The 12,625-nt window shown below is 67.0% G+C and carries 14 protein-coding genes and 1 tRNA gene; 13 read left to right on the forward strand and 2 right to left on the reverse strand.

What is annotated here, in order from left to right; all coding sequences use genetic code 11:
- Window positions 1–16 precede the first annotated feature (16 nt).
- From mltG to ASC91_RS21385, 7 genes are all read left to right on the forward strand, one after another.
- Window positions 17–1,012, forward strand: a complete 996-nt coding sequence (gene mltG, locus ASC91_RS21355; protein WP_056201650.1) for an endolytic transglycosylase MltG — start codon at window positions 17–19, stop codon at window positions 1,010–1,012.
- Window positions 1,009–1,623 carry a dTMP kinase gene (gene tmk / locus ASC91_RS21360; protein WP_056201653.1) on the forward strand — a complete coding sequence of 205 codons (615 nt, stop codon included), beginning with the start codon at window positions 1,009–1,011 and terminating at the stop codon, window positions 1,621–1,623. Before mltG ends, tmk begins: the two co-directional genes overlap by 4 nt.
- Window positions 1,617–2,624, forward strand: coding sequence for a hypothetical protein (locus tag ASC91_RS21365; protein WP_056201656.1), 1,008 nt, complete (start codon window positions 1,617–1,619; stop codon window positions 2,622–2,624). The genes tmk and ASC91_RS21365 overlap by 7 nt, the downstream gene beginning before the upstream one ends.
- Before the next feature lie 15 nt (window positions 2,625–2,639).
- Window positions 2,640–3,080: a PilZ domain-containing protein gene (locus tag ASC91_RS21370; RefSeq protein WP_082532892.1), complete on the forward strand. Its 441-nt coding sequence runs from the start codon at window positions 2,640–2,642 to the stop codon at window positions 3,078–3,080.
- A gap of 15 nt (window positions 3,081–3,095) precedes the next feature.
- Entirely contained in the window at window positions 3,096–3,881 is a 786-nt protein-coding gene (locus ASC91_RS21375; RefSeq protein WP_056201658.1) for a TatD family hydrolase, read from the forward strand.
- Window positions 3,878–4,552, forward strand: coding sequence for an ankyrin repeat domain-containing protein (locus tag ASC91_RS21380; RefSeq protein ID WP_056201661.1), 675 nt, complete (start codon window positions 3,878–3,880; stop codon window positions 4,550–4,552). The genes ASC91_RS21375 and ASC91_RS21380 overlap by 4 nt, the downstream gene beginning before the upstream one ends.
- 116 nt (window positions 4,553–4,668) lie before the next feature.
- The gene (locus ASC91_RS21385) at window positions 4,669–4,890 is read left to right on the forward strand and encodes a hypothetical protein (RefSeq protein ID WP_056201663.1); all 222 of its coding nucleotides are present in this window, start codon (window positions 4,669–4,671) and stop codon (window positions 4,888–4,890) included.
- A gap of 51 nt (window positions 4,891–4,941) precedes the next feature.
- Here ASC91_RS21385 and efp read toward each other — a convergent pair whose 3' ends face one another.
- Window positions 4,942–5,496 (reverse strand): elongation factor P, encoded by a 555-nt coding sequence (efp, locus tag ASC91_RS21390; RefSeq protein ID WP_056201666.1) that lies wholly within the window; start codon window positions 5,494–5,496, stop codon window positions 4,942–4,944.
- Between the two features lie 96 nt (window positions 5,497–5,592).
- Entirely contained in the window at window positions 5,593–6,624 is a 1,032-nt protein-coding gene (gene earP, locus ASC91_RS21395; protein ID WP_056201669.1) for an elongation factor P maturation arginine rhamnosyltransferase EarP, read from the reverse strand.
- A 31-nt stretch (window positions 6,625–6,655) separates the two neighbouring features.
- On the opposite strand from earP, the gene uvrC reads away from it, so the two are divergent.
- From uvrC to ASC91_RS21425, 6 genes are all read left to right on the forward strand, one after another.
- Window positions 6,656–8,656 carry an excinuclease ABC subunit UvrC gene (uvrC, locus tag ASC91_RS21400; protein ID WP_082532893.1) on the forward strand — a complete coding sequence of 667 codons (2,001 nt, stop codon included), beginning with the start codon at window positions 6,656–6,658 and terminating at the stop codon, window positions 8,654–8,656.
- Between the two features lie 168 nt (window positions 8,657–8,824).
- Window positions 8,825–9,352 (forward strand): hypothetical protein, encoded by a 528-nt coding sequence (locus tag ASC91_RS21405; RefSeq protein ID WP_157281927.1) that lies wholly within the window; start codon window positions 8,825–8,827, stop codon window positions 9,350–9,352.
- Between the two features lie 67 nt (window positions 9,353–9,419).
- Window positions 9,420–9,986: a CDP-diacylglycerol--glycerol-3-phosphate 3-phosphatidyltransferase gene (gene pgsA / locus ASC91_RS21410; RefSeq protein ID WP_056201673.1), complete on the forward strand. Its 567-nt coding sequence runs from the start codon at window positions 9,420–9,422 to the stop codon at window positions 9,984–9,986.
- A gap of 226 nt (window positions 9,987–10,212) precedes the next feature.
- Window positions 10,213–10,485 (forward strand): HU family DNA-binding protein, encoded by a 273-nt coding sequence (locus ASC91_RS21415; protein WP_056201680.1) that lies wholly within the window; start codon window positions 10,213–10,215, stop codon window positions 10,483–10,485.
- A 25-nt stretch (window positions 10,486–10,510) separates the two neighbouring features.
- Window positions 10,511–10,586, forward strand: a tRNA-Val gene (locus ASC91_RS21420).
- A gap of 104 nt (window positions 10,587–10,690) precedes the next feature.
- The gene (locus tag ASC91_RS21425; RefSeq protein WP_056201682.1) at window positions 10,691–12,604 is read left to right on the forward strand and encodes a peptidylprolyl isomerase; all 1,914 of its coding nucleotides are present in this window, start codon (window positions 10,691–10,693) and stop codon (window positions 12,602–12,604) included.
- Window positions 12,605–12,625 lie beyond the last annotated feature (21 nt).

The following is a 12,625-nucleotide window of genomic DNA, read 5'->3' on the forward strand; positions in this document are numbered from 1 at the left end:
GGGCTTTTCACAGGGCATGAAGTGGTTGTTGCGAGCGCTGCTCGTCTTGTTGTTGATCGCAGTGCTGGCTGCAGGCGCCGTCTGGCAGTGGCTGCGCAGCCCGCTGGCGCTGTCGGCGCCTTCGGTGGAGCTGTCCATCGAGCCCGGCACCAACCCGGTGGAGGTTGCCCGCGCCTGGGTCGCTGCCGGCGTGCAGACCGATACCCGCTTCCTCTACCAATGGTTCAAGTGGTCCGGCCAGGCCAAGCAGATCCGCGCCGGCAGCTATGAGGTGCATGCCGGCATCACGCCGCGCGAGTTGCTCGACAAGATGGTGCGCGGCGACCAGGTCATGGAGCAACTGCGCCTCATCGAAGGCTGGAACTGGCGCCAGGTGAGGGCAGCACTCGCCGCCGCACCTTCACTCAAGCCCAAGACGGCGCAGATGAGCGATGCCGAGATCATGACGGCGCTGGGTGAGCCCGGCGTGGCGCCCGAGGGCCGCTTCTTCCCCGACACCTATGCGTACAGCCGCGGTGTCAGCGACCTGACGGTGCTCAAGCGCGCCCACGCGGCGATGCGGGGCCGGCTGGCGGCAGCCTGGAGCAAGCGGGCGCGCGACCTGCCGCTGAAATCGGCCGACGAGGCGCTGATCCTGGCCTCCGTCGTCGAAAAGGAAACCGGCGTGTCTTCAGACCGCTCCAAGGTCGCCGCCGTCTTCATGAACCGGCTGCGCGTGGGCATGCCCCTGCAGACCGACCCCACCGTCATCTACGGCCTGGGCGAAAGCTTCGACGGCAACTTGCGCAAGCGTGACCTGCTGGCTGACACGCCCTACAACAGCTACACCCGTGGTGGCCTGCCGCCGACGCCGATCGCCATGCCCGGCGCGGCCTCGCTGCAGGCGGCGCTGAACCCGGCGGCCATCAAGGCGGTCTACTTCGTTGCCCGGGGGGATGGCAGCAGCGAATTCAGCGATGACCTCGCCGCGCACAATCGCGCGGTCAACAAATACCAACGCGGCGGCAAGTGACCGGTCGATTCATTTCTTTCGAAGGCATCGACGGTGCCGGCAAGTCCACCCACATCCAGGCGGTGGCCGACTGGTTCCGCGCGCGCGGCGCCGATGTGCAGCTAAGCCGTGAGCCTGGCGGCACGCCACTGGCCGAGACGCTGCGTGACATCGTGCTCAAGGAATCCATGGGCTCGCTGACCGAGCTGCTGCTGATGTTTGCCGGCCGGCGCGACCATGTCGAGGCCGTCATCAAGCCGGCACTGGCCGCCGGCAAGACGCTGCTCTGCGACCGCTTCACCGACGCCAGCTTTGCTTACCAGGGCGGCGGCCGCGGCCTGCCGCTGTCGGTGCTGGAGCCGCTGGCCGATTGGGTGCAGGAAGGCACCGAGCCCGAATTGACGCTGTGGTTCGACCTGCCCGCCGAACAGGCCGCCGCCCGTCGTGCCAGCGCCCGTGAGGCCGACCGCATCGAGCAGCAGGACCTGGAGTTCTTCGAGCGCGTGCGGGCCGGCTATGCGGCGCGTGCGGCCAAGGCGCCGGGGCGCATCGTGCGTGTCGACGCCAGTGGCACGGTCGAGCAGGTAGGTGCCCACGTGCTGGCCGTCCTTGCAGAACGCTACCCATGCTGAACGCCGATCTCCCCTGGCTGCAGGCGCCGCTGGCCGATGCGCTGGCACGGGCGCGTTCGCATGCGCTGCTGGTGCAAGGGCCGGCCGGCGTCGGCCAGCTCGAACTCGCCGTCAAGCTGGCCCAGAGCTGGCTGTGCGAAGACCGCGGCCAAGCCCAACCCGCCTGCGGCCACTGCTCAAGCTGCAAGTTGTTTGCCAGTGGCACTCATCCGGACTTCCAGCTCCTGATGCCGGAAGCCCTGGACGCAGCTGCACGCGAGTCCCTCGGCCTGCCTTTCGAGGAACCCGACGCGCCCAAGGCCGGCAAGGCCAAACCCAGCAAGGAAATCAAGGTCGAAGCGGTGCGCAACCTGCTCGCCTTTGCCCAGGCGACATCGGCGCGCGGCAAGGCCAAGGTGGTCGTCATCTTCCCGGCCGAGGCGCTGAACGGCATTGCGGCCAATGCGTTGTTGAAGACGCTGGAGGAGCCCTCCGGCCTGTTGCGCTTTGCGCTGGCCAGCCATGACAGCGCCGCGCTGCTGCCCACCATCCGCAGCCGCTGCCAGCCGGTACCCTTGCCGCTGCCCGAACGCGCGGCCGCGCTGGCCTGGCTGGTGTCCAAGGGTGTCGACGGTGCCGAAGGGCTGCTGGATGCCACAGGCGGCCGGCCGCAGCAGGCGCTGGCCTGGTCCGAAGGCGGCTTGACCGATGCGGCGTGGCAGGCCCTGCCCAAGCGGGTGGCCCGCGGCGAGGTGGCGGCCTTGTCGGACTGGGCGCCACCTCGCGTCATCGATGCGCTGCAGCGCCTGTGCCACGACCTGGTGCGCCGCAGCCACGGGCAGCGCGGCCAGTTCTTCGCGCCGGCGGCCCTGCCTGCGCCCAAGCGCGCCGCACCGTTGCTGAGCTGGGACGCCGAACTGCGCCGCGCCGCCCGCCACGCCGACCATCCGCTGAACGCCGGGTTGTGGATCGAGGCCTTGGTGGCGCAAGCCCAGACGGCCATCTCGGCCGCCGCGCGCTGACTACACTCGCCCTTCATGAGCGACGCCCCCTCCTCCAAGTCTCCGCAATTCCAGCCCAGCAAGGTGAGCGGTAGCCTGCCCTTGCCCACGGTGAGCGGTCAGGGCGCATCGTCCGGCGCGCGGCCCAGCGTCATCCAATTGGTCTTCCGCGAGAAGTCGGCGCTCTACGCCGCCTACATCCCGGCCTTCACGGAAGGCGGCCTGTTCGTGCCGACGACGCGAGACTACAAGCTCGGCGAAGACGTCTACCTGCTGCTGGCCCTGCCCGAGGACAACCAGCGCTATCCGGTGGCCGGCAAGGTGGCCTGGCTGACGCCAGCCAACGCGTCGGGTGGCCGCACCCAGGGCGTGGGCGTGCGCTTCCCTGGTGACGAGAAGACCCGGTTGATCCGCGTCAGGATCGAGGAAATCCTGGGCACTGCGATCTCGTCGAGCAAGCCGACTCAGACCCTTTGATTCCTGTTCCCGTCGATGTTCGTTGACTCGCATTGCCATCTCAGCTTCCCGGAGCTGAAGCAGAACCTTCCCGCCATCCTGGCCGACATGCAGGCCGCGCAGGTCGAGCAGGCCATCTGCATCTGCACGCAGATGGAGGAGTTCGAGGCCGTGCATGCGCTGGCTCTTGAGCATGCCCAGCTGTGGGCCACCGTGGGCGTACACCCCGACACCGAGGACATGCGCGAACCCGACGTGGCGGAACTGGTGCGCCTGGCCGCGCTGCCGCGTGTCGTCGCCATCGGCGAGACCGGGCTGGACTACTACCGCCTCAACGGCCGCAGCATCGACGACATGGAGTGGCAGCGCGAGCGCTTTCGCACCCACATCCGGGCCGCGAAGGCAGCGGCGAAGCCACTGGTCATCCACACTCGCTCCAGCGCGGCCGACACGCTGCGCGTGCTGGACGAAGAGGGCGGTGAGCAGGCCGGCGGCGTTTTCCACTGCTTCACCGAGACGGCGGAAGTTGCCCTGGCCGCCGTCGAACGCGGCTACTACATCTCCTTCTCGGGCATCGTCAGCTTCAAGAACGCCCAGGACCTGCGTGACCTGCTGAGGCTGCTGCCGCTGGATCGCGTGCTGATCGAAACCGACAGCCCTTATCTCGCGCCGGTGCCCTTCCGCGGCAAGACCAATTCGCCGGCCTATGTGCCCCATGTAGCCAAGGCGGTGGCCGATGCGGTGGGCCTGCCGGTGGAGGAGCTGGCCGCCCGCACGACGGCAAATACGCGGCGGCTGTTCGGCCTGCCCGAAGCGGCATGAAGAAGGCATGGATCGCCGCGCTGGCGCTGCTGGCCACGACGGCCCTGCGTGCCGCGCCCGCTGACGAACTCGCCATTGCCGCCGAAATGAACGACGGCCGCGCCGTGCTGGCTCTGCTGCTCAAGGGCGTGGACGCCAACCAGGCTGACTCGCGCGGCCGCAAGGCCATCTTCATCGCCGTGCGTGAAGAGTCGCTGCGCGCGCTGGACAGTCTGCTGGCTTCGCCGCAGACGCAGGTGGACGAAGCCAATGCCCAGGGCGAGACGCCGTTGATGGTGGCTGCCATCCGCGGCTCGCTGCCGGCCGTGCAGGCCCTGGTCAAGCGTGGCGCCGCCGTCAATCGCAAGGGCTGGACGCCGCTGCACTACGCCTGCAGCGGGCCGGACAACGGCGTGGCGGCCTTCCTCATTGCTCACGGCGCCGAGCTCAATGCGCGCTCCGAGAACGGTACGACGCCGCTGATGATGGCGGCGCGCTACGGCAACAGCGATCTGGTGCCTCTGCTCATCAAGGCCGGCGCCGAGCCGCGCGCGGCCAACGAGCAGGAACTGACGGCGGCCGATTTCGCCCAGCGCGGCGGCCGCGATGTGATGGCCAAGGAGCTGCGCCTGATCATTCAGGAACGCCAGCGCGCGGCCAAAGCTGCAGAACCTGCCAAGAGCGCCAATTAGTTCTCGCCCCGGGGGCCGTGTAGGGAAAAGTCTTACAGCGGCTAGCGCGCTGGGCCGACTGTTGCGCCAAGGCGCGGCTGCCTAAAGTGGAGTCATCGTCAAACACGAGGCCCACCATGCTGTCCAACACCCCGAATCTGGCTGACCCCTTCGCGATGCTGATCTCCCCCGCCGAGGTGATGAACGCCATCGAGCGTTCCGACCGCCTGGCGCGCCTGCAGAGCCGCATCTACCGCCCGCTGGACCGCCCATGGATCCCGGTCAAGGCTTCGGCCGATTTCGACAGCGAGATCGACGCCGAGCTGGAAGTCCCCGATCTGTCTGACGACGCCGAATAAAGAAAAACGCCCGCTGATGCGGGCGTTTTGCTGGAGGCCGGAGGCGTCTGCTTAGACGCGCTTGCGGTACTCGTGGGTGCGGGTGTCGATTTCGATCTTGTCGCCGTTCTCGACGAACGCCGGCACGGAGATCTCGAAGCCGGTGCCCTTCAGGCGGGCGGGCTTCATGACCTTGCCCGAGGTGTCGCCCTTGGCGGCCGGCTCGGTCTCGATCTCGCGCACGACGCTGGTGGGCAGTTCGATGGAGATGGCTTTGCCGTCGTAGAAGGTCACTTCCGCGGCCATGCTGTCTTCGAGGTAGGACAGAGCGTCACCCATGTTCTCGGACTCGACTTCGTACTGGTTGTACTCGGTGTCCATGAAGACATACATCGGGTCGGCGAAGTAGGTGTAGGTGCACTCCTTCTTGTCGAGGATGATCTGCTCCATCTTGTCGTCGGCCTTGAAGACCAGCTCGGCACCCGCGCCGTTCAGCAGGTTCTTCATCTTGATGCGCACGGTGGCAGCACCACGGCCACCACGGCTGTATTCGGTCTTCAGGACGACCATCGGGTCCTTGCCCTGCATGATCACGTTGCCGGCGCGGATTTCTTGAGCGAGTTTCATGGTGAATTGCGGTGTGAGGCGCCGGAGATTCCGGCTGGACGGCGCACCAGACTCCAGGAGAACCCGTCTCGGGTTGGCGCGGCAAAGCCCGTCATTCTAGCTGGAAACCCCTAAGAAGCCCTGCAGCTGCGTCAGCAAGTCGGGCTGCGCCGCCAATTGCGCACGCCACCTCGGCGCTTGCTCGGCGGCCTCGTCCAGGCCGGTGAGCGAGGCGGGTAAGGGAGTCAGGCCGTTCCAGCCACGCCAGACCGCGCGCCAGGATGCAGGCAGTTCGGCACGCGCCATGAAGGCTTCGAGCTTGGCGTGGTGGGCGTCGTCGTGCTGGGGATAGATATGCCAGACGAATGGCTTGCCGGCCCATTGCGCGCGCACGAACGAGTCCTCGCCGCGCACGAAATTCAGATCGCAGGCCCAGAGCAACCGGTCGTAGTCGTCCTGGGCCAGATAGGGCAGGGCGATGGTGCGCAAGCCTGGGCGTTCGTGAACCTGTGCCTGCAGCGGGCCGGGGCAGGCGAGCAGCAGCGTGGGCTCGTTGCCCAGCGCGTCGAGCAGAGCCGGCAGGGCCGCATTGGCATAGGCGAACAGGCTGACGACGCGCTCGCCAGGCAGCGGCGACCAGCCCCGCTCAGCCAGCCAGGCCGTGCCATCGAAGCCGGCGATGCGCTCCAACAAACCCGGTTCGCGCAGCAGGCCGCCGGTGCGTGGCGTGAAGCCGGGGTAGAAGAAGTGCTTGGTCAGCCCCGCGCCAGGGCCGCTGAACTGCGGTGAGGCCAGGCCATGGCTGCGCTCGACATAGTCCTCGGCGCTGAGGTATTCGAGATTGATCCACCGCGCTGGCTGCTGGCGCGCGGCCATGCGGGCCGCAAAGGCCGGCGGCAGTTCGCAGCCAAAGGCCTCGATGACGATGTCGCCGGGCTGCTCGAGCACGTCGCCCTCGGGCCAGGCGCGCACGTCGATGGCGGCGGGGCGGTCCGGTGCCATCCAGGCCAGGGCCGACGGCTCATCAATCCACAGCCTGGCCTCATCGCCGCGCGCCGCGAGGTCGCGTGCCAGCCGCCAGCAGACGCCCAGATCGCCATGGTTGTCGATGACGCGGCAGAAGATGTCCCAAAGCATCGGCGCTCTCATGGCCCGATTCTCCCAGGCCACAATTCCAGCCATGTCGAGTACGACCCCTTCCAACACCGATGCCGGTGATCCGCAGCAGTCTGAGCAGGTGGCCGAGCGGGCCGCCATCGCAACCGCCGAAAAGCAGCGCACCGCCGAGGTGGAGGCCGCCGCGCGCGAGGGCCGCGAAAGGCTGCTGACCGAAGTCAATGCGCTGCCGGCCCTGCCGGGCGTCTACCGCTATTTCGATGCCAAGGGCGAGGTGCTCTACGTCGGCAAGGCGAAAGACCTGAAGCGTCGCGTCAGCAGCTATTTCCAGAAGAACCATGGCGGCACCCGCATCGGCCTGATGGTGGCCCGCGTTGCGCGCCTGGAAACCACGGTGGTGCGCACCGAGGCCGAGGCGCTGCTGCTCGAGAACAACCTGATCAAGACGTTGAACCCGCGCTTCAACATCGTGTTCCGGGATGACAAGAGCTACCCCTATCTGAAGATCACCTCGCACGCCTGGCCGCGCATGGCCTACTACCGCGGTGCGGTGGACAAGCGGCACAAATACTTTGGCCCCTTCCCGAGCGCCTGGGCGGTGAAGGAGTCCATCCAGCTGATGCAGAAGGTCTTCAAGCTGCGCACTTGCGAGGACAGCGTCTTCAACAACCGCAGCCGGCCTTGCCTGCTGCACCAGATCAAGCGCTGCTCGGGCCCTTGCGTGCCGGCCGGGCAGACGCCCGAGTACGCGCGTGATGTGGATAGCGCCGAGCGCTTCCTGCGCGGCGAGACCAACGAGGTGATGGCAGCGCTGCAGGAGCAGATGGGCGCCTATGCCGAGCGCTTCGAGTACGAGCTGGCGGCCGAGGTGCGCAACCAGATCCAGGCGCTGTCCAAGGTGCTGCAGCAGCAGGTCATCGAGGAAAGCAGCGCCACGGGCCGCGACCGTGATGTCGACGTGCTGGCCGTCAAGGTGCAGGGCGGCAAGGCTTGCGTGAATCTCGCCATGGTGCGCGGTGGACGGCATCTGGGTGACCGCGCCTTCTTCCCCAAGCATGTCGATGACGCGACTGCCGTTCAGCTCAACGATGAAGAAATGCTGTCGCCTGAGCGGCAAGTGCTCGAGGCCTTCATGGCCCAGCACTACCTGGCCTCGCCGGCTCCCGGGTTGATCGTCGTCAGCGAGATGGTGGATGCGGGGCTGGCCGAAGCCCTCGGCATCCAGACTGGCAGCCGCGTGACTGTGCAGGCCCAGCCGCGCGGGCAGCGGCGCATCTGGCTGGAGATGTGCGTCAAGGGCGCGGAGCTGGCACTGGCACGGCTGCTGGCGGAGGAAGGCTCCCAGCATGCGCGCACGCGGGCCCTGGTCGACGCGCTGGATCTGTCGGTTGCCGAGATTGACAAGTTCCGTGTCGAATGCTTCGACATCAGCCACACGGCAGGCGAGGCGACGATGGCGAGCTGCGTCGTGTTCGAGAACCATCAGATGCAGAGCAGCCAGTACCGGCGCTACAACATCGAGGGCATCACGGGCGGCGATGACTACGCGGCCATGCGCCAGGTGCTGACGCGCCGCTACAGCAAGATGGCCGAAGCCGCCCAGCTGGGCACCGGCCGCCTGCCCGATCTCGTGCTCGTCGACGGTGGCCGCGGCCAGGTGTCGATGGCGCGCGAGGTTTTCGAGGAGCTGGGGCTGGACCTCGGTCTCATTGCCGGCGTCGAAAAAGGCGAGGGCCGCAAGGTCGGGCTGGAGGAACTTGTTTTTGCCGACGGGCGCGCGAAGATCTACCTCGGCCGCGACTCGGCGGCGCTGATGCTGATCGCGCAGATCCGCGATGAGGCGCACCGCTTTGCCATCACGGGCATGCGCGCCAAGCGCGCCGCGACCCGCACCGGCGGCTCACGGCTGGAGGACGTGCCGGGGGTCGGCCCGAAGAAGCGTGCTCAGTTGCTGCAGCGCTTTGGCGGCGTGCGCGGCGTGGCGGGCGCGAGCGTGGACGAGCTGTGCAGCGTGAAGGGCGTGTCGCGCGAACTTGCCGAGGAGATCTACCGCGCGCTGCACTGAAGTGCAGAACGCGCGAGTTGGCCGAAGAAATCTACCGCGCGCTGCACTGAGGTGTAGAACGCTTACGCTGCGTTGCATTGCGCTACCAGCGCCGCAGTCGCGGTGAGAAATTCGTCGCACCTCGAGCAGGGGACGAAGCAGAACAATGCGAGCCATGAGGAGAACGCCGTGCCCACCATCGCCCCCTTGAAACGCGCCGCACGCTGGCTGATCGGTCCGCTGCTGGCCGGCTGCGCGGCAACGCCACGTGCACCGGCGCCTGTGGTGCCCACTGACGGCGTGCCACGCGCCGTGGTTCTAGAGCCCGCGCCGCAGCCGTCGCCAACCGTTGTGGCGGCCCCCAAGCCCGCCGGCTTGCCGCCGCCCAAGCCGGTGCGCACCCACGACGAGTTGCGTCGCCAGGCCGCGGAGCGCCTCGTCATGGCCAACCCGGAAGGCAGCTTCATGACCAAGGCGCCCTCGCATGTACTGAGCGTCGTGGTGCTGGAGATCGAGGTCAAGGCCGACGGCAGCGTGCGTCGCGTCAACGTCGTCCGCAAGCCCAGGTTTGCACCGGAAACCCTGCAGCTGGCCATCGACGCCATCCATCGCGCTGCGCCCTTTGGCGACGTGCGCCGCATGCCTGAGCCCTGGAAGTTCACCGAGACCTTCCTTTTCGAAGAGGACCGGCGCTTCAAGCCGCTCAGCCTGAACTGAGGGCTGGCCGCCACAGTTGCGCCGGCGGTGCCCCGGGGGCGGGCGTCGACATGGGCACAATGCTGGCATGTTCCTGACGCTGCCGACTCTGTTGACCTGGGCCCGCATCGTGGCGATCCCGCTGATCGTCGGCGTGTTCTATCTGGAAATGCAGCCGGCGCACAAGAATCTGTTCGCGACGGTCCTGTTCGTCGTGGTCGCGTTGACCGACTGGCTGGACGGCTATCTGGCACGCAAGCTCAACCAGACATCCTCCTTCGGCGCTTTCCTCGATCCGGTGGCCGACAAATTCCTGGTCTGCTCGGCGCTGCTGATCCTGCTGGAGCTCGGCCGGGTCAACGCCTTCGTCGCCCTGGTCATCGTCGGCCGCGAGATCGCGATCTCGGCCCTGCGCGAATGGATGGCCCAGATCGGCGCTTCACGCAGCGTTGCCGTGCACATGGTCGGCAAGCTGAAGACGACGGTGCAGATGGTGGCCATCCCCTTCCTGCTCTATGACGGCCAGCTTTTCGGCCTCATTCCGACGCGGCTCTGGGGTACCTGGCTGATCTACGCAGCCGTCGTGCTGACCATCTGGTCCATGGTCTATTACCTGCAGAAGGCCTTGCCGGAAATCCGTGCCAAGGCCCGCTAGGGCGCCGTCCTGGTTCACGCCGGACGCCGAGTTGTATCGGGACTTTTCCCGCCCCGCCCACCGCCGGACGCGCGTCTAGAATCCGCTTCCCCGCGCGCGCCTTGGCCGCTTGTAGTCGGCCTGTCACAGGCTGCGCAGTGCGCGGGATCGACATCTGCATCGCAGTCTTGCGGCCGGTCACGGTGCAGGGCTCAACAGTCCGCTGAATCGTCATGAGGGGGCACGAGTGAACAAGTCCGAATTGATCGAGCACATCGCCAAGCAGGCCGACATCTCCAAGGCTGCTGCAGGCCGTGCGCTCGAAGCCGTGATCGGCGGCGTCAAGACGACGCTGAAGAAGAACGGCACCGTCTCGCTGGTAGGCTTCGGCACCTTCAGCATCACCAAGCGTGCTGCGCGCGCCGGCCGCAACCCACGCACCGGCGATACCATCAAGATCAAATCGGCCAAGGTGCCCAAGTTCAAACCCGGCAAGGCGCTCAAGGACGCCGTGAACTGAACCTTCGGCCAATCCCGGTTTCCCCGGGCGCTTAGCTCAGTTGGTAGAGCACCTCCCTTACACGGAGATTGTCGGCGGTTCGAGCCCGTCAGCGCCCACCACCCGACCCCAGGGCGGCGTCAGCCGTCTCGCATTTAGAATGCGGCTCCCTCGAAGGCGAACCTCGGTTCGCCTTCGTCGCGTTTGATCCTCAAGGCTCCCCGAGATGTTTGAATTCGTCCGCACGCACAACCGCCTGTTCCAGTTCGTCCTGCTGTTGCTGATCCTGCCGTCCTTCGCCCTCGTCGGCATGCAGGGCTACACCAGCATGATGGGTGGTGCCAACACCGGCGTGGCAAGCGTCGATGGCCGCAAGATCACCCAGGCCGAATGGGACGTCGCCCAACGTGAGCAGGCCGACCGCATCCGCCGCCAGAGCCCGGGCGTCGATGCCAAACTGCTGGATACGCCGGAAGTGAAACGCCAGGCCCTCGAGAACCTGGTCAACGAGCGCACGCTCAAGGCCGCCGCGGAGCACCAGCACTTCACGCCCAGCGCTGAGTCCGTCAACGCCCGCTTCTGGAATGACCCGCAGTTCGCCTTTCTGCGCAACCCCGACGGTACGGTCAACAAGGCCCTGCTCGCGGCCCAGGGCATGACGCCTTCCATCTTCATGGAGCGCCTGCGTCAGGACTACGCCGTCCGTCAGGTCACGGCCCCCATCGAGTCCTCGGCTGCCGTCGGCGCCGCCAGCCCCAAGCTGGCCTTCGACGCCCTGCTGCAGCAACGTGAGGTGCAGCTGCAGCGTTTTGACGTCAAGGACTTCGCTGCCAAGCTCAACCCGAGCGATGCCGACGTCGAGGCCTTCTACAAGGAACCGGCGAATGCCGCCAAGTTCCAGCTGCCCGAATCGGCCCAGATCCAGTACGTCGTGCTCGACCTGGACGCGCTGAAGAAGGACGTCAAGTTCAGCGAAGACGACCTGCAGAACTACTACAAGGAAAACGCAGCACGCTATGGTGTGCCCGAGGAGCGCCGCGCCAGCCACATCCTCATCAAGGTGGAGCGCAATGCGCCAGCCGAAGAGCGCGCCAAGGCCAAGGCCAAGGCTGAGGAGATCCTGGCGCAAGTGCGCAAGAACCCCGGCGAGTTCGCCGCGCTGGCCAAGAAGAATTCCCAGGACGAAGGCTCGGGCGCCAACGGCGGCGACCTCGACTTCTTCAGCCGCGGCGCCATGGTCAAGGAGTTCGATGCGGCGGTCTACGCGATGAAGCAGGGCGAGATCAGCAACCTTGTCGAGACCGATTTCGGTTATCACATCATCCAGCTGACCGGTACCCGCGGCGGCGACAAGAAGCCCTTCGAGGCCGTGCGCACCGAAGTCGAGAACGAAGTGCGCAAGCAGCTCGCCCAGCGCCGCTACTCCGAGGCTGCCGAGCAGTTCGGCAATCTCGTCTACGAGCAGTCCGACAGCCTGCAGCCCGCAGCCGACAAGCTCAAGCTGCAGGTCCAGACCGCCACCGTGCAGCGCCTGCCGCAGCCTGGCGCAGCGGGCCCGCTCGCCTCGCCCAAGCTGCTGGAAGCCGTCTTCGGCAACGATGCACTGCGCAACAAGCGCAACACTGAAGCCGTCGAGACCGGTCCCAGCCAGCTCGTGTCGGCTCACGTCACCCAGCACAACCCGGCCCGCGTGCCGCCGCTGGCCGACGTGAAGGACAAGGTGCGCGAGCAGCTCGTGCACAAGCTCGCCGCCGATCAGGCCAGGAAGGCCGGCGAAGCCCGCCTGGCCGCGATGAAGGCCAACCCGGCGGACACCGCCGGCCTGGAAGTTGCCGTCTCCGTTTCGCGTGCCAAGCCGCAGAACCTGACGCGCACCCAGCTCGAAGCCGTGCTCGGTGCCGATGCCGCCAAGCTGCCGGCCGCCGTTGGCGTGGCGGCCGACGACGGCGGTTATGTCGTCGTGCGCATCAACCAGCTGCAGCCACGCGACGCCGCCGTCATCGACGACAAGCGCGCAGCCCAGCAATACGCCGGCGCCTGGGCGCGTGCCGAAGGCGCCGCCTATCTGGCCGCGCTGAAGGCGCAATACAAGGCCGCCATCAAGGTCGAGGCACCGGCCTCGGCGGCCAGCGCACCCTGATTTATCGGTTATACTTTTTGG

The organism is Pelomonas sp. Root1237 (assembly GCF_001425055.1).
Taxonomy (GTDB): Bacteria; Pseudomonadota; Gammaproteobacteria; order Burkholderiales; family Burkholderiaceae_C; genus Pelomonas.